The sequence below is a fragment of the Variovorax sp. LjRoot290 genome (assembly GCF_964253985.1).
Taxonomy (GTDB): domain Bacteria; phylum Pseudomonadota; class Gammaproteobacteria; order Burkholderiales; family Burkholderiaceae_C; genus Variovorax.
Window position 1 is genome coordinate 510,245 of sequence record NZ_CAXURW020000001.1, and the last position, 16,111, is coordinate 526,355.

Here is a 16,111-nt window from a genome sequence, read left to right on the forward strand (position 1 = left end):
TGAGCAAAGAAGGGGGACGGTACGTCGCGGCGCGGGTGCCTAAAGCATCACGGCGAGTCAGGCCATCGGGAGGCCCTCTAGTTTACATACATTCATGCATGTATAGTCATTAACCTCATATCCATAAGGGGGCATAGTGGTCCGACGTACCAAGGAAGAGGCGCAGGCGACACGGCACCGGCTGCTCGATGCTGCCGAAGTGCTGTTTCAAAGCCAAGGCGTTTCGCAGACCTCGCTGCAGCAGATCGCGCAGCAGGCCGGCGCCACGCGTGGCGCGATCTACTGGCACTTCAAGGACAAGGCGGATCTCTTCAACGCGATGATGGAACGCGTCACGCTGCCGCTGGAGGCGGCGACGCGTGAGGCGAGCACGACAGGCGAGGATCCGCTGGCGGCGATCGAGCGGGTGATGGTCCAGGCCCTGAGCCTGATGGTCAGCAATCCGCAGGTGCGGCGCGTGTTCGAGGTCGCCACGCTCAAGGTCGAATACACCAGCGACATGGACGCGGTGCTGCAGCGCCATCGCAGCGCGCGCAACGAATGCGTGGTCGATTTCGGCAATGCGCTGCAGCACGCGGCGCGCCAGGCGGACATTCAGCTGCCGATTCCGGTCAAGACCGCGGCCTACGGCCTGCATGCAGTGATCAGCGGGCTGATCCAGGACTGGCTGCTGGAGCCCGAGGCCTTCGATCTCGTGCCGGCCGGCCGCCACATCTTCCGCGTCTACCTGGCTGGCCTGGGGTTCGAGCGCCCGTCGATGGTTGTCGACGCAGCCTGCAAGGCCGCCGCCTGATGGGCGATAATGACCGGCTCCGGTCGCTGGCCGGAGCCCCATCTCGCTGTATTTCAACGGATAGAATTCGGCCCTCCGAAGGCTGAGATCCAGGTTCGATTCCTGGCGGCGGGACCAGAACATCGTTTCGTACAGTCTCAAAACAGCTCAGAACCCGCATGCTTCCTAGCATTGCGGGTTTTTCTTTGCCTCGCGCCGTCGCACCACGTACCATCACATCGCAGATAAATACCATCATTTTTGTTGGTATCCGTCGATTCGCAAAAAGCCGATACCTATCTGATCTTGCTAAGAAAAAGCGGTTCGGACGTGCCCCCCGCGAGAGCGACTGCCCGACATTTTCAGCGGAGTTGCGACCGTCTAGTACCAGCGGGCCGACTCGTTTCATGCGATGCCTGATTAACCCGTCTCTTTCGGTCTGTTGCGCCTAGCGACGGCTTGACGACGTATTGGTTGCCCTCCATCAGGTTTGAAACAGTCGTCTTCAGGGCGTAGGCCAACGTTCCTAATGTCCAGAGCGAGGGGTTTGCGAGTCCTCGCTCAATCAAGGAGATGTAGGTTCGGTCGAGTTCGCAATCAAAGGCCAGTTCGCCTTGCGACCGGTTCGCCTCAATTCTCAGCTGCTTGATCTTCTTGCCAAGTGCCACCGAAATCGGCTCTACGCGTGGTCGGGGCGACTTGTCGTTTCTCAATGGAGCCGTTGGCATGGGGCTCAACAATGTCGACATGACGAGTTAGAATCGACGGCATATACACTGCATAGAAATTGATGCTGTATGCGGGCGATTGGTACCTCGCGTTCACTGGGGCCGTTTGCGGCTCCGTCATCTCGCACCCTCGGCGAGCGTGGGAAGGCGCCCGAACGAGCACACGTGATTGCTCCAGCGCCGGGTGACACTGCTGAGCTCGAGCAGTACCGAGTTCCAGAAGGTCGCGCTTATGGTTAGAGCACAGGCGTCACCCTTCCCGACGGCCGAAAAGCTGAGGCTTCCTGCCAGTCTGTTGCGTCCGCGTGCTCGGTTCGCACCCGCGAAAAGCGAACCGCTATCGCGACTTGGAGAGCAGATCAAGGCGCTTCGCATTGCGGCAGGCAAAACGGGCGGCGAGCTTGCCGCGCAGTGCGGAGTCTCGAGTTCGCTGCTCTCGCGCGTCGAGCGCGGGTTGGTGTCCCCTTCGGTGGAGACGCTCAGCCGAATCGCCGAGGGCCTGGATGTCTCGCTGTCGCGCTTCTTCTCAGATCAGCGCAGCAGGTCGGATCTGTCGCTGGTGCGCGCCGGCCATGGCATCGTTGTGGATCGCATCGGCGCGGTGGAGAACTACCGGTATGAGCTGCTGGGGCACCTGCTGTCGGGCAATCTGTTCGTGGAGCCCTATCTTGTCCGGCTGTTGCCTGATGCCAAGCCCTATGTCGACTTCCAGCACCCGGGAATGAAGTTCCTCCACCTGACTTCAGGCAGGGTGCGTTACCGGTATGGCACCAAGGCGATGGACTTGAACCCCGGAGACTCCCTTCTGTTCGAAGCGAGCGCGTTGCATGGCATCGAGCAAGTCCAGGAGGTCCCGGTCAGCTACCTGGTCATCGTGTACACGATGCGGGAGTGAGAGGAACTGGACAAGGGCGAGGAACCCCCACGCGCGTGGGCGCAAGCGACCCGTATCCGCACACGGCGGGCGCAGCCGGCGACTCCGTTGACCCCCGACTTCGAACGCTACGCCGATGGCGGGGGCATGTACCTTCGGGCGAAGGCGGCCGGCAAGTATTGGCGTTTGGACTACCGCATCGACGGCAAGCCCAAGACGTTTCCCGATCTCATCGCACGCCGAGAAACAGCCGTCCAACGTCCGGATTTTCAAGCAGTTCGGTGCCCGTGCCCGCTATTGCGACCGCCCCCGAAACCAGCGCGTAGCCGATGTCGGCGAATTGGAGACCCTTCTTCGCGTTCTGCTCGACCATGATGATGGTTTTGCCGTCGCGTTGCAGGTCGGACAGGATTTCAAACACCATATCGATGAAGCGTGGCTCGAGTCCGATCGAAGGCTCGTCCACCAACAAGATGCGCGGATTCATCACCAGCGCACGCGAGATTTCGAGCAGGCGCCGCTCTCCGCCTGATAGCACGCGCGCCGGCTGGTGACGGCGATGGGCCAGGCTTTGATACCTTGCGAACACACGCTCGGCGGCGTTCCTGGCCTGGTCAGGCTGCTCCAGCAGGTAGCCCCCCATCAGGAGGTTTTCCTCCACCGTCATGTCGGGGAACACCGAGTTGTCCTGCAGGACGTAGGCGATTCCGGAATGCTCGAGCTTTTGGTTCGGCGACAAGCGCGTGATGTCCTCGCCGTTGACACGGATGCTGCCTCCGATGATACGGGTGAAGCCGTAGATGGAATGCAGCACCGTGGATTTGCCGGCACCGTTGGGGCCGATCATGCACAGCGACTGACCGGCGGCCACCTGCAGGTTCACGCCGTGGAGAATCTCCATCTTGCCGTAGCCTGCACGGAGGCTCTCGATGGACAGCTGTGGCCTGCCGCCGGCAAGCTCGGCGATGCGCTCGCGCGAAGGCCCCTCGCTGATCAGGAGCGCGGCCTCGCGCGCGACGTCATCGACCGAGAGCAGGTCTTCGTCCAGATCGGCGTCGTCGCGCCGCCGGTGTTTCTCATTCGCCATCAGCGCGCCCCCAGATAGGCATTGATCACACGCGGATCATTCTGGATGGCGTCGGGCTCCCCCTCCGCGAGCAGCTCGCCATGCGCGAGGCAGTAGATGTATTCAGCCAGCCGCATGATCACCCGCATGTTGTGTTCGATGACGAACAGCGTGATCCCGAACTCGCGGTTCACTCGCTGCAGCCGGCTGATCAGGCCGTTGATCAGTGTCGGATTGATGCCGGCCGTAGGCTCATCGAGCAGCAGCATCCTGGGTTCGTTCATGAGCGCCATGGCGAACTCGAGCAGCTTCTGCTGCCCGAAGGAAAGTTCACCCGCCTGAAGCTGGCGTTTGGCGTACAGGCCGACGAACTTGAGGAGATCCTCGGCCTTGCCGGTCTCGGCGGGCGAAACGCGGCGAAACATCGAGCGCCATCGATCGCCGGCCTGCGGCACGCTGATGATCATGTTTTGCATGCAGGTCATCCTGCCGTAGATGCGCGTTTGCTGAAATGTGCGCAACAGACCGAGACGGGCGATCTCAAGCACGCGCAAACTCGAGATCTCGCGCGCCTGAAAGCGGATCGAGCCGGCGTCGATGGGGTGATAGCCGACGATCGAATTGAACAGCGTGGTTTTGCCGGAGCCATTGGGGCCGATCAAGCCGACGATCTTGCCCTCGGGCACGTCGAGACTGATCCCGTTGTTGGCGACCACGCCGCCGAATGTCTTGCGCACGCCCTGGATGCTGAGGATCGCCGTCACTGATTGACCTCCGATCCTTCGACCCGGTGGCCGAACAGCTCCGGCCAGCGCTCGTGCACCCACCCGAGAATCCCGCGCGGGAAGAACACAACGATGATCACGATCAACAAGCCGAGCGCCACGCGCTGCCAGCCGAGCAGGTAGGTCCAGAACACCTCCTTGGTCAGGTGGAAGATCACCGCACCGATCACGGGACCCCAAAGCGTTCCCTTGCCGCCCAGGATCGCCATCAACACCATCCACACACCGAAGGTCGCGCCAGCAAACGCGACCTCGCGCGAATCGATGAAGCCGATCATGTTGCCCACGGCACCGCCGGAAAGTGCCAGAAACAACGCCGAGATGCACCACGCCGTGGTCTTGTACCGCGTCGTGCGCAGGCCCATCGCTTCGGCCTTGTCTTCATCGTCGCGGATGGCGTTGAGCGCAAGACCAAAGCGTCCGGCATACAACCAGCGCAGGAACGCAAAGGTGATGGCCACAAGTGCGAAGCAAAGGTAGTAGAAAAAGCTCTCGCGCCCGCCGATCGCGCCGGGGAACAACGGCGGGACCATGCCCGCGCCGGCGCCGATGAACTCCCAGCCGCTGGCAAGTTCGCCCGCGGCAATGCCAAGACCGAGCGTGCCGATGGCGAAGTAGTGTCCGCGCAAGCCCAGCATGCCGGACCCGAGCAGCGCGGCAGCGACGACTGCGAGCAGGGCGCCCACACCCAAGCCAAGGAACAGCGCCGGGAAATAACCGAGACCCGAGTCCCGCTGCACCACGGCACAGGCGTATGTGCCGATTCCGAAGAACAGGATGTTGCCGAAGGAGTTGTAGCCCATCTGACCGCCTTGCAGGTCCCAGGTAAGCGCGAACACGATCATCACCCACAGGAACGCCAGCTGCGTGCGGTAGTCGGGCACAAGGATCGGCGCCAGCAGCGCCAAGATCGCGACGCCGGCGTAGAGGGACGGGCGCGTGAACGCCGAGTTCATCGCAGGACTTTCCGCTTGCGACCGAGTGAGAATCGCCGCCACACGAGAATAACGACCAGGAGCCCATACACAAATGCCGCCTGGTATTCCGCGCCGAGGATGAATCCGGCGAAATTTTCGGCCGCGCCGAGCCCGAGCGCTGCGACGAACACGGCAATCACATTGCCGAGTCCGGCGAGGATCACGATCATGAACGAGCGCACCGTGTACGGCAGGCCCAGGTACGGATGCACGACCCAGGTCATGGCAACCAGGGCCCCGGCCGCCCCGCAGATCGCCGCGTTGATGCCGAAGGTCCAGGCGTACACCGCGTCCGTATCAACTCCCATGATGCGCGCGGCGCGCGCGTTCTGAGCCGTGGCCCGGATCGCCCGTCCCATGCGCGAACGCTTGAGAAACCACATCAGCGCAGCGCCGACCACCAGGGCCGCCACGAATGAGACGAGCTTGATCTCGGCGACCGTGACCCGCCCGCCGAACAGAAACAAGGTTCCGAAACCGGACTCGGCCGTGCGCACATTCGCGCCGAACAGGCCATTGGCGAGTTGCTGCAACAGAATGCTCAGGCCAAAGGTGGCGAGGATGGAAATGAACAGATCCTTGTCCACGATGCGGAAGATGACGCTGCGGTACAGCACCCAGCCGAAAAGGAACATCAGCAGCGCGGCCAGCGGAATGCCGAACAATGGGTGGATGCCGGCGGCATAGAGGAAGAACGCGGTGTAACCCCCGAGCATGACCAACTCACCCTGGGCGATATTGATCAGGTTCATCACGCCCCAGACGAGCGCCATGCCGTAGGCCGGAAGCACATAGATCGCTCCGATCAAAATGCCGTCGAGCAGCAACTGCACCGACAGCACGGGCGCGTCGAACAGCAACTGGAGGTTGTTCATCTCGCCATGCACCCCTCCCAGTCCCGGGCCGCCCGGACTGAGGAACGGGACGACGTCGCTACGGCGCGACCTTTCGCGGCCAGACCAGCTTGGCCTCGGCCCATTGGGTCGGGGCTACCACCCTGTAGTGTCCGTTCTGCACCTGGTAGAGCACCATGGGCTTGGCGGTGTTCTTCCCGCTCGGGTCGAACTTGATCGGCCCGTAAAAGGTCATGATGTCGGTGCTGGCGATGGCATTGCGCACTTTCTCGGGATCGAAGGACTGGGCGCGTTCGAAGGCGTCCACAAAGACCAATACCGACGCCGTCGACTCGGCCGCCTGGTAGGGCGCTTCGTAGCCGAACTCCTTCTTGAACAGCTGCGCATACTGCTCGGCACTACCGAACCACCGATCCCGATAGTTCAAACTGCGGTCCCACTGCGAAGCGCACAAGACCGACTCGGCGAGCTTACCCAGCGTTTCCGCAACCTGGGCCGAGTCGCAGTGCGTCGTGGCGATCATCGGGACGTCCACCTTCATCTCCGCCGTCTGTCGCACCACGAGGGTCGCGCCCTTCTCGTGGCCGGACACGATGAGCAGATCGGGTTTGACGGCCCTGACCTTGGTGAGCGTCGCCGCCATGTCGTTCAGTTCGGGCGGCAGCTTGTCGTCAATGACGATCTTCATGCCGTGACGCGTGGCGTCCTCCACGACGCCATCGCGTACGTCCAGGCTGAACGGATCGTTCTCAAAAGCCATCGCGACCTTGAGCGTCTTCGGGTCGCGACCGTTCTGCTTGGCGACTTCGGCCGCCAGATTCACTGCATCGCGCAAGTAGTAGTCCGAGGTAGAGAGGACGGCGAAGAGGTAGCGATACCCTTGGGTGAACAATTCGCGCGCTGCGCCATTGCCTTCAACGTGAGGAACTTTGTACTTCTCGGTCACCGGCGCGATCGCCTTGGTCAATCCCGAGCTGTAGGCGCCGAGCACGAACTTCACTCCGTCCTGGGCAATCAGGCGTTCGGCGAGCTGCGCCCCGCGCGCCGGCGTGGATTCATCGTCGTAGTAGACGATCTTGAATTTGTAGCTCTTGCCGCCGATCTTGACGCCGCCCTTTTCGTTGGCGCGCTTGACCGCAAGATCGTAGCCGTCCTTCGTGTTCTTGCCGTTGACGGAGTACTTGCCGGTGAGCGACACCGCCGCTCCGAGAACGATGGAATCGACTTCGACGTTATCGGCGCCCTTCGCTGATGTCATCAATAGCAGGGCGCAGGCGCCCGCGGTCGGCAGGAGTGTCATGGTGGACGTTTTCAGCATGATTCTCTCCTTCTGCATCCATCCCGATGGAGTGTCGGCGCGCGACGACCCCCGCTCCTCTATCAGGAGTTGATCTTGGCGCCCGCGGGGACGGCTCGCTCAATATAGCTCTTCGATATACCCAAGGGGGTAGTGGTTCGATAGAGTCCTGACCGGTGCAATCGAAGGGGCTGCGGCGGCGCGAGCTGTCGGAGCGGAACCGACGCGCCGCGATGACATCCAGTCGACGGGTGTGGTCGGCATCCTCGGCTCGGCGCTCTACGACCCGGTCTGGACCAGCGCCATTAGCTCCAAAGCCGATTTCGGCTTGGCACTGGCGGCGTTCGGCCTGTTGCTCTACGCCAAGGTCTCGCCCGTGGTCGTCGTGGTGCTGGCTGCGCTCGCAGAGTGGGCACTGTCGGTTGAGCGCGCTGCCCTCATGGGCAAAGAACAGAAGAGGGCGTTCGGTTGTGTGAGTGGGTCGCGCAGACTTCGGCTTCCTGGCCCACTCGAAGGACCACATGACCATCGCCTCCGCCGAACGCGTCCCGACCCACACCGACCAGTTGGCGCTCGGGGTGGGTCCCCTCAGCACCCAGCACCTGATCCACGCGCCAAAGACTCGGGATCTGTTCAGGCCCTTAGCGCAGCACCAGGACGGGCGTGTGCGAGTGGGTCAGGACGTGCAGCGTCTCGCTACCCATCAGCAACCGCGCGAGACCCCGACGCCCATGCGAAGCCATCACAATCAGATCGCATTCGCGGCTTTTGGCGAGCTCGACAATGGACTCGGCCACCATGTTCGACCTCATGACGACAGCCTCTGCACTGCGAACCCCCTTGGCGTGCGCGGCGCCTTGGACCGCATCGACCAACTTCTGTGCAGCAACCACCGCTCGATGACGCGCCTCCCCGCTCTCCCGCTGGTCCAGCACGGTGGAGCCATCGAAGTGGCTGGACGGTTCGAGGTGCGCCACAGTGACAGCCAACAGTTCAGCCCCGGTCAGCAAGCTCAGGTCGATCGCCTTGGCGACGGCTTGTTCGGACAGCGCAGAACCATCGGTAGCGACAAGAATGCGTCTGAACATGGTGCTTCTCCTTGGGTAGCAGAGACTACTCCCGATCGACCCGGGCAGGAAAAGGAGGAGTCTGGGAAAAGGCCCTAAAGGATCGACGCAGAAGTGCCAGTGCCGTGGTACCGACGGTGCTTCGCAGCGAGCCAAGCCTAATGATGCAGGGATGCGCACATGGCTCTTTGTGATTGCAACTCTGGCCGCGCTCGCGGCGATGGCGTGGGCGAGCGACACCGTCACGTTGCAGGGGGAGTGGACTGTCTACACGGTCGAATGTCGGCAAGGAGGTTGGCAGGGCCAGCACTGCAACGGGCACTCGTTGCCGCCGACCGGCTGAGGTTCCGGGCGCTCAAGGCGCGCCGCGAAGTTCTTTTTTTGAGAGTGGCGCCGCTGAGCCCTCCGGCAAGATCTCGAACTGTGTGGTCCGGGACGGACGCAACTGAAGCTGTAAGCCCACGGCAGACGCACCTCGTCACGTCCCACATGAGATGGTCCGCGGTCGGCCAATCACCGAGGCGAGCGATCTCACGCCACCGTTGCATGCCGTCGCAAAGTGGAGTTGGTGGCTGTTGCAGTACGGAATTTCTGTGGGCAACGAAGCGAATGGTTGATGAGATGCCGTGGCCTCTGAGCAAGAGGCAACAAATGGTACTAGGCGCTCAAGGAACAAAATGAGCAGACGCCTCATCCAGGAATGGTGCTGAAAGGAGCGATGCTTGGGCTGCTGCCCTACCTGGTAGACGCCGCGCCCCTGTCCCTCGAGTGTCGGCCCAACGGCTCGCCGTCCAGCGCTCAGAGGGGCGCTGGACGGCGAGCCGGCGTGCCAAGTGCCACCGAGGCCTCCCGGGCGGCCGGCGAGCTGCCGGATCCAGCGCTGCGTGTCGGCGTCGACAACCTGCCCGTCACCGGCGCGGACCGCTTCAGTACCAGCCGTGACGCGATGACGATGAAGCGCATCGGCATCAGCCAGGAGTGGCGTCGCCGGCAAAACGCGCTGCGCGCCAGGCCGCTGCGGAAGCGGCGATCGAACGGAAAGCGGTTGCAGACGCAGGCCGCTCTCGCCGACACCCGCCTGCAGACCGCGCTCGCGTACCTCGATGCCTTCTATGCCGGCGAGGCGCTCAAGCTCACCACCCTCATGGAGCACCACGACGATGAGGAACTTGAAGCCGCCCGCGCCCGGCTTTCCTCCGCGACCGGCAGCAGCCAGGAGGTGCTTTCCCTCACCGGCGCCCGAGGCAGTTCGGAGGATGAGTCGGCCGAAGTCCGGCAGCAGAACGCCGCGAAGCTTGCGCTTCAGCGCTGGGTCGGCCTGATGCCCGATGAGCCGGCTCTGACTGCACCCTTCCCACCGAGGAAGCCTACGTTGCCCGCGCTGGTCGTAGGTGGGCTGCGGCCACTATGTCGACGCGTTGAATGCTCCCACACCTCAGCCTTGAGGGCTGGAAAGCGCCAGTCCTGATCGTCAGCGACGAAAGGGATCGATCTTGAGGTGCGGTCCACGCCTTGCAGAGGCTTGGCCAAAGGGGAGGTACCTGGAGATTGCCGGCGCGAATCACTTTTGGCTTTCGCGGAACGCGAGCACTCAGGCAGCGTTCGCAGAGTTTATCGCCGCTTCACAATGAGCCTTTTCGCGCGGAAGCTATCCACACTTTCCCTGTTGCGGTCGAGCAAGCACAAGGCTTCTCTTGTGCCACAGTGGGAGTGGAGATCCCTTCATCAACCACTAGACACCAACTATTGATGCGTACGTTGTTTGCCTTGCTCACTCTTTGGGTGGCCGTTTTCAGCCCCGCTGCGTGGTCCGCCTCCAGCAGCGTCTATCTCGAGGAGATGACCTCGACCGAGATCCGCGATGCCATCCACGCCGGCACGACCACGATCATCATTCCGGTCGGCGGCACCGAGCAGAGCGGACCACACATGGCGCTGGGCAAGCACAATGTGCGGGTCAAGGTGCTGGCAGGCAGGATTGCCACATCGTTGGGTCATACCTTGGTCGCGCCGGTGCTGACCTATGTGCCCGAAGGCAGCATATCCCCGCCTGCTGGACACATGCGCTTTGCCGGCACGATTTCGGTGCCGGAAGACGCCTTCAAGAGCGTACTGGATGGCGCCGCGCGCAGCTTCAAGCAGCATGGCTTCGTCGACATGGTGCTGATCGGTGATCACGGCGGCTATCAGGCCCAGCTCAAGGCGGTGGCGACGCGCCTGAATCACGATTGGGCAGCGACGCCTGCCCGTGCCCACTTCATCGGGGACTACTACCGGATCACGCAAACCGACTACGTGCAGGCACTCAAAGCCAAAGGATTGAGCGATGCGCAGATCGGCATGCATGCGGGCACGGCCGATACTTCGCTCATGATGGCCATCGACGCCACGTTGGTCAGGCCAGATCAAATGGCACGTGACCCGCTCGAAGGCGCGGCCAATGGCGTCGCTGGCGATCCGCGCGCCTCCAGCGCGGCGCTGGGTCAGTTGGGCGTCGATTTGATTGTGGCGAAAACGGTGGCCGCCATTCGCACCGCGCGGGGTGCTTCGCGTTGAGCGCGCCACTTTCATTCCATGATGTGTGAACCGGTGGAGGGCTTGAGCATGCGCAAGAATCCCGTTGTCGTCGTTTCCGGGATGGTCGCCGTGTCGGCGGCCGCTTGGTGGGTCACAAACCAGGCCGTCGCGACCCCGGCGAACGCGCCGCCATCCGGCGCTTCCACGCAGAAGAGCCCCGTGGCGACGGTGCCGGGCATGCCGGCTGTACCCGACCGGAACAATCTTTACAGCGAGACGGGTGCCAACCGCATGAGCCCGGCGGTCGCTGGGGCCCTGGAGCGGGTGTATGTGCCCAACCACACGTCTAATACCGTGTCGGTGATCGATCCGGCCACGCTGAAAGTGGTCGATACGTTCAAGGTGGGCGTCAACCCGCAGCACGTGGTGCCTGCGTGGAATTTGCGCACGCTGTGGGTAGCCAACAATGCAGAAGGTCGGCGCGATGGCAGCCTGACGCCGATCGATCCCAATACCGGCAAACCGGGTCAACCGATCCCGGTGGAAGACCCGTACAACATGTACTGGTCTCCAGACGGTCAATCGGCCATCGTGGTGGCCGAGGCGTACAAGCGTCTGGACTTTCGTGACCCACGCAGCATGAAGTTGCAGTATTCGATTGCCACGCCGAAGTGCGACGGCATCAATCACGCCGACTTCTCGATCGACGGCAGGTTCGCGCTGTTCACCTGCGAGTTTGACGGGGCGGTCACCAAGATCGACCTAGTGAATCGCAGCATCGTGGGCACCCTCAAGCTGAGCAAATACTTCGATCGGCCGGATGTCCTCGCGCGGATCGCGACACCCGGCAAGAAGCCCGCCAAGATACCCGACCCGGGCCAGGTTGGTGGCGAAATCCGTACTACCCATGGCATGCCGCAAGACATACGGGTATCGCCGGACGGCAAGGTTTTTTTCGTGGCCGACATGATGGACGACGGTGTCCATGTGGTCGATGGCGAATCGTTCAAGCAGATCGGCTTCATAGCCACCGGTATCGGCGCGCATGGCCTGTACCCCAGCCGCGACGGCACAAGCCTGTACGTGGCCAACCGTGGCACCAACAAGATCCACGGCACGCCGGGCGGCAAGGGCAGCGTCTCGGTCATTGATTTCGCGACCCGTACCGTCACCAAGACCTGGCCCGTGCCGGGAGGCGGCAGCCCTGACATGGGCAACGTCAGCGCCGACGGAAAACACCTGTGGCTCTCCGGCCGGTACGACGATGTGGTGTACCGCTTTGACACCACGACGGGCAGCGTCGACAAGATTAAGGTCGGTCGCGAACCGCACGGGCTGACGGTGTGGCCGCAGCCTGGCAGATACTCGCTGGGACATACTGGGAATTTGCGCTGATCGGCGATGGCTGCCACGCCGCCGTTGTAGTCCAATTCGCCACCCTCGCGTTAATAGGACATCGGCCTTATTCCGGCCGAGGAGTACCCGATCATGCTCCTGCGTTACGCCCTCGCCTGGAGCCTGCTGTTGGTCTGTTCCGCCGGGCGGGCAGGCACCGATTTTGCCTCGGCGCATGTCATGGTCGTAGACGACGCCAGCGGCGAGGTGCTGCTGAGCAAGGACGCCTCGAGCGCCGCGCCGATTGCGTCGCTGACGAAGCTGATCACGGCGATGGTGGTGCTCGATGCGCAGCAGGACCCGCACGAGAGTCTGCGGATCGAGGCGACGGACACGGACCGCTTCAGGCACAGCCGCGGGGGTATCCCGGTCGGATCCGTGGTGCCGCGTGGCAACTTGCTCGAACTGGCGCTCCTCGCCTCTGACAACCGCGCGACCTCGGCACTGGTTCGCCACTATCCCGGAGGGTTGGCGGCGTTCGCTGCGGCCACGCGGCGGAAGATTCACTCACTCGGCCTGACCAGCACGTTGATCGAGGAGCCGACGGGGTTGTCGCCGAACAACGTGTCGAGCGCGCAGGACATGGTCAAGGTGCTGCGCGCAGCCGCGCGTTATCCCGCAATCTCGCATATCACGAGCCAGCGCAGCCATACCGTGCTGGTCGGCGGTCGGCGCTGGACCGTGCGCAACACTAACCGGCTCGTCGGCGCACCGGGGTGGCATGTGCTCTTGTCGAAGACGGGCTTTACCAACGATGCAGGTCGCTGCTTGGCCATGCGTGCCGAAGCCGGTGGACGGACGGTGACCGTCGTCTTGCTGGGTGCAGCGATGCCCTCGCAGCGCGCCCGCGATGCAATCACCATCCGCCGTCGGTTCGTCGACGCAACGCCTGCCCCGGTGGCGCGTTCGGCAGGAGCGCGCGTGCGGTTGGCGGCCCAGCGCCCGCGCGTCGTCACACCTGGGCCCCCGCCATGGCCTGCCGCAGGAAGCACGCCAGAAGCCACTACGCCAATCGTCGAATCCGGCGGCCAGGCAGTGCCAATGGCTGCTCCGTCGCAGTATGCGGAGGAGGCCAAGGGAAGGAAGCGGCAAAGCCGGGAGCAAATGAGAGGGCGAGTGCGTAGAACTGCCTGGCCGCGGGCGTAACGCGCCCTTCGGGTCGCAAGCCGGCCTTTGCGGATCGTGTGGATGGTCTCGATGCCGGCGAGGATGATGCGCGCGCAGCGGGTGGAGTCGCGCCGGAGTCGGCCTAATGTCGACCGCCGGCGCCCGGGTCTGAACCTGCGCCCTTGGTGGAATCTTGGCGTGATTCGGCTCGCCCCGTTTCCGCACAGCCTCGGCGACTGGATGCTGCGGCGGCCGACCTTCAGGAGCTGGATTGATGGCGCGCAATCGCTGCCTGCAGTTCTGCGAGCAGGCGCGGATCGTGCGTGGCGCGCTCCAGGAAGCGCTCGTCGGCCAAGGCGTTGGCACGGCGCTGCGCCAAACTACGCACCGCAGCGGCGGCACGGCCCAAAATCTGGCTGATCAAGGAAAACGCGGTGTTCCCCATTGCGCGCTGCGGACGCTGGTCGACGAAAGAAGTCATCGTGTTCCTCCCACCGACACCTGTTTCACAGCGTCCCACTAAGCATCAAAAACCCGCACGCTCCCTGGCGTGGCGGGTTTTTTTTTGCCTCACACCATCTCGCCGCGTAGCATCTCATGTCGGTACTTTGTCGGTACTTCTGCAGGTATCTGATAGGGGCCGGAAATCGAAGTACCGACACACAGGATGATCGATGCGATCAATCCGAGCATCCCCTATCGTAGGCCGCCACCGCTGGCGGCAAGCGACAGGATCTCGCAGCGAAGGCACAAGCGCGGATCGGTCACGTTCGGCAACCATCTTCACAGAGCAGACGTGACTTCGCTCCCGGGGCGCGCGTTGTGTACTGCAGGGGGCAGTTTTCGCCCCTTCAGGAGTCTCTGTGAACCTCAATCGTTCAGCCTTCTTCAAGTGGTCCGCGGCCGGTGCTGTGGCAGTTGGTGCACTTTTCGCCGCCGCGTCAGCGAATGCCCAGGTGAACTGGTCCGTCGGCATCAGTGCTCCGGGCGTGGCGATCGGCGTTGCCGAGCCTGGCCCCGTGTACTACGAGCCGGCACCTGTCTATTCGCGTCCTGCACCAACCTACTATCAGCCGGCTCCTCCCGTGTACTACCGGCCGCCGCCGCCAGCTTATTACCGCCCGGCACCGGTGTACTACGGGCCGCCGGCGCAGGTCTATGACGGGCCGGGCGAGCGTTGGCGCCATCGCCATCACCACCGTCGGGATTGGGACGATTGATCCGGGTGCGCCCGGAGAGGACGTCAGTACCTCTGTACGCGCCCCACATTTGGGCCTGAGTCAAACGCTGCGTGCTCTTGATCGCTGCCGAGCCGGGAAGCGAGCACTTTTCAGCGACGCTTAAGGATCGACGAAGAGACTGATTCTCAGCAAGGGAACAGTCCCGAGCCCCACCGAAAAGGATCGAACGCCATGAAGTCTTCCGCTGCCCCCAAGCCCCTCACCCCGTCGCAGATCGAGCTCGTGCTCGAGTTGCTCGAGTTGCGCCAGCTGGCGCCGCAGGAGACGGCTGCGAAGTTCAACCGCTTGACCCAGGTCGGCACCTTCTCCGAAGCCCAGCAAGGGGCCATCGAGATCCTCTTCGCGCTCGAGGAGGACGATATCCCCGATGCACTCTTCGAATTCGCAGACGACGATGCCCGAAACATCGTTCGCGATGGGCTGGCGCACGAGGTGCGGCTCACCTTTGTGGGAGCCTAAGGCATCAATGTTGTCTGCGGCGACCAGGCCCCTGAATAACAGCTGTCCTCAGATCTCTATCGAGCAAGGAATTCGAGCGCCTTGGGCACAAAGACGGCATGGAACTGGAATACTCCGCCATGCCCGGCATCGGGGTAGATGATCAGGGTGCTGTTCGGAAGCCGCCGCGCCAGGTCGCGCGAGTTCGACGTGGGGACCATCCGGTCATCGTCACCGTTGACGATGAGCACGGGATGCTTGACCACTGAAAGATCGGCAGGTTCTTTCTGGCCCCAAGCGCTCAGCGCCCGCAACTGCGCCACGTACGCGGTGATGGAGATCTCCTTGTCACGGTTCTCCGAACGTTCCTTCAAACGCTGCAGAAACGCCTTGCCAGCCTCGATGCCATTGGGCGTGCGAGTGAAGAACAGGAATTGCTTCGGATCTTGGCCGGTGAAGAAACCCCGGAGAAGGTCGTAGTTCGCGACTCTGGCTACGGTGCTGATGCCCTCGCCACCAGCGGGACCTGTGCCCGCGAGAATTATCTTGCGGACGAGTTGCGGCTCCTTCAGCACGATTTCCTGGGCGATCATTCCACCCATCGAGAGGCCGAAGAGGTCAACCTGCTCGAACCCCTTCGCTTTGATGAAGGTGATGGCATCGTCGGCCATCTGCTCCATCGAACTGGACGGCGAGCCGCTGGATGCCCCGACGCCGCGGTTGTCGAAGGCGATCACGTGATGCTTCGCCGCAATACCGTCCATGATCCGGGGGTCCCAGTTGTCCAGCACGGCGGCCAGATGGATGAGAAACACCACCGGCGTTCCGCCATTTTGCTTTCCCAACTCGCGGTATGCGAAATTGACTCCGCCTGCGGAGATGGATTTCGTTGGAACGTTTGTCCAGTGGATGCTCACCGCCTGGTCCATTGGCGGTGGACTGGTCTTCGCGCCGTCGGGCGGACCATCGCTTGCCCCTGCCGCCGGTGAAATA

The 16,111-nt window shown here is 62.9% G+C and carries 18 protein-coding genes, 1 tRNA gene and 1 pseudogene; 11 read left to right on the forward strand and 9 right to left on the reverse strand.

Annotated features, from left to right (window positions below):
* The first annotated feature begins 136 nt into the window (after positions 1-136).
* Together ACSQ9A_RS02680 and ACSQ9A_RS02685 are read left to right on the forward strand one after the other, a co-directional pair.
* The gene (locus ACSQ9A_RS02680; RefSeq protein WP_436302585.1) at positions 137-793 is read left to right on the forward strand and encodes a TetR family transcriptional regulator; all 657 of its coding nucleotides are present in this window, start codon (positions 137-139) and stop codon (positions 791-793) included.
* Between the two features lie 42 nt (positions 794-835).
* A tRNA-Arg gene (locus ACSQ9A_RS02685) sits at positions 836-910 on the forward strand.
* A gap of 224 nt (positions 911-1,134) precedes the next feature.
* On the opposite strand, the gene ACSQ9A_RS02690 is transcribed toward ACSQ9A_RS02685, so the two are convergent.
* On the reverse strand, positions 1,135-1,521 hold the full coding sequence (locus tag ACSQ9A_RS02690; protein ID WP_436302586.1) for a helix-turn-helix domain-containing protein: 387 nt from the start codon (positions 1,519-1,521) through the stop codon (positions 1,135-1,137).
* Between the two features lie 253 nt (positions 1,522-1,774).
* Between ACSQ9A_RS02690 and ACSQ9A_RS02695 the strand changes: the two genes are divergently transcribed.
* Both ACSQ9A_RS02695 and ACSQ9A_RS02700 read left to right on the forward strand, forming a co-directional pair.
* Positions 1,775-2,395: a helix-turn-helix domain-containing protein gene (locus tag ACSQ9A_RS02695; RefSeq protein ID WP_436306244.1), complete on the forward strand. Its 621-nt coding sequence runs from the start codon at positions 1,775-1,777 to the stop codon at positions 2,393-2,395.
* A gap of 54 nt (positions 2,396-2,449) precedes the next feature.
* A pseudogene (locus ACSQ9A_RS02700) lies at positions 2,450-2,581 on the forward strand (hypothetical protein); the annotation flags it as partial.
* Between the two features lie 22 nt (positions 2,582-2,603).
* Here ACSQ9A_RS02700 and ACSQ9A_RS02705 read toward each other — a convergent pair.
* From ACSQ9A_RS02705 to ACSQ9A_RS02730, 6 genes are all read right to left on the reverse strand, one after another.
* Positions 2,604-3,461 (reverse strand): ABC transporter ATP-binding protein, encoded by an 858-nt coding sequence (locus tag ACSQ9A_RS02705; RefSeq protein WP_436302587.1) that lies wholly within the window; start codon positions 3,459-3,461, stop codon positions 2,604-2,606.
* On the reverse strand, positions 3,461-4,204 hold the full coding sequence (locus ACSQ9A_RS02710; protein ID WP_436302588.1) for an ABC transporter ATP-binding protein: 744 nt from the start codon (positions 4,202-4,204) through the stop codon (positions 3,461-3,463). The genes ACSQ9A_RS02705 and ACSQ9A_RS02710 overlap by 1 nt, the downstream gene beginning before the upstream one ends.
* Positions 4,201-5,181 (reverse strand): branched-chain amino acid ABC transporter permease, encoded by a 981-nt coding sequence (locus tag ACSQ9A_RS02715; protein ID WP_436302589.1) that lies wholly within the window; start codon positions 5,179-5,181, stop codon positions 4,201-4,203. Before ACSQ9A_RS02715 ends, ACSQ9A_RS02710 begins: the two co-directional genes overlap by 4 nt.
* A complete protein-coding gene (locus tag ACSQ9A_RS02720; protein WP_436302590.1) occupies positions 5,178-6,077 on the reverse strand; it encodes a branched-chain amino acid ABC transporter permease in 900 nt (299 codons plus the stop codon). The genes ACSQ9A_RS02715 and ACSQ9A_RS02720 overlap by 4 nt, the downstream gene beginning before the upstream one ends.
* A gap of 58 nt (positions 6,078-6,135) precedes the next feature.
* Positions 6,136-7,374 (reverse strand): amino acid ABC transporter substrate-binding protein, encoded by a 1,239-nt coding sequence (locus ACSQ9A_RS02725; protein WP_436302591.1) that lies wholly within the window; start codon positions 7,372-7,374, stop codon positions 6,136-6,138.
* Between the two features lie 620 nt (positions 7,375-7,994).
* Positions 7,995-8,441, reverse strand: a complete 447-nt coding sequence (locus ACSQ9A_RS02730; protein ID WP_436302592.1) for a universal stress protein — start codon at positions 8,439-8,441, stop codon at positions 7,995-7,997.
* A 151-nt stretch (positions 8,442-8,592) separates the two neighbouring features.
* Here ACSQ9A_RS02730 and ACSQ9A_RS02735 point away from each other — a divergent pair, with 151 nt between their 5' ends.
* The 5 genes from ACSQ9A_RS02735 to ACSQ9A_RS02755 all read left to right on the forward strand — a co-directional run bounded on the left by ACSQ9A_RS02735 (position 8,593) and on the right by ACSQ9A_RS02755 (position 13,478).
* Entirely contained in the window at positions 8,593-8,763 is a 171-nt protein-coding gene (locus tag ACSQ9A_RS02735; protein ID WP_436302593.1) for a hypothetical protein, read from the forward strand.
* A 483-nt stretch (positions 8,764-9,246) separates the two neighbouring features.
* Positions 9,247-9,888: a hypothetical protein gene (locus tag ACSQ9A_RS02740; RefSeq protein WP_436302594.1), complete on the forward strand. Its 642-nt coding sequence runs from the start codon at positions 9,247-9,249 to the stop codon at positions 9,886-9,888.
* 281 nt (positions 9,889-10,169) lie between these two features.
* Positions 10,170-10,976, forward strand: a complete 807-nt coding sequence (locus ACSQ9A_RS02745; RefSeq protein ID WP_436302595.1) for a creatininase family protein — start codon at positions 10,170-10,172, stop codon at positions 10,974-10,976.
* Positions 10,977-11,174: 198 nt separating this feature from the next.
* Positions 11,175-12,332, forward strand: a complete 1,158-nt coding sequence (locus ACSQ9A_RS02750) for a hypothetical protein (RefSeq protein ID WP_436306245.1) — start codon at positions 11,175-11,177, stop codon at positions 12,330-12,332.
* A 93-nt stretch (positions 12,333-12,425) separates the two neighbouring features.
* Positions 12,426-13,478, forward strand: a complete 1,053-nt coding sequence (locus ACSQ9A_RS02755; protein WP_436302596.1) for a serine hydrolase — start codon at positions 12,426-12,428, stop codon at positions 13,476-13,478.
* Positions 13,479-13,698: 220 nt separating this feature from the next.
* Here ACSQ9A_RS02755 and ACSQ9A_RS02760 read toward each other — a convergent pair whose 3' ends face one another.
* Positions 13,699-13,920: a hypothetical protein gene (locus tag ACSQ9A_RS02760; RefSeq protein WP_436302597.1), complete on the reverse strand. Its 222-nt coding sequence runs from the start codon at positions 13,918-13,920 to the stop codon at positions 13,699-13,701.
* A gap of 382 nt (positions 13,921-14,302) precedes the next feature.
* On the opposite strand from ACSQ9A_RS02760, the gene ACSQ9A_RS02765 reads away from it, so the two are divergent.
* On the forward strand, positions 14,303-14,659 hold the full coding sequence (locus tag ACSQ9A_RS02765; RefSeq protein ID WP_436302598.1) for a hypothetical protein: 357 nt from the start codon (positions 14,303-14,305) through the stop codon (positions 14,657-14,659).
* Positions 14,660-14,851: 192 nt separating this feature from the next.
* The gene (locus ACSQ9A_RS02770) at positions 14,852-15,139 is read left to right on the forward strand and encodes a hypothetical protein (RefSeq protein ID WP_436302599.1); all 288 of its coding nucleotides are present in this window, start codon (positions 14,852-14,854) and stop codon (positions 15,137-15,139) included.
* 56 nt (positions 15,140-15,195) lie between these two features.
* Here ACSQ9A_RS02770 and ACSQ9A_RS02775 read toward each other — a convergent pair whose 3' ends face one another.
* Complete coding sequence (locus ACSQ9A_RS02775) at positions 15,196-16,047, reverse strand: alpha/beta fold hydrolase (RefSeq protein ID WP_436306246.1); 852 nt, start codon at positions 16,045-16,047, stop codon at positions 15,196-15,198.
* Positions 16,048-16,111 lie beyond the last annotated feature (64 nt).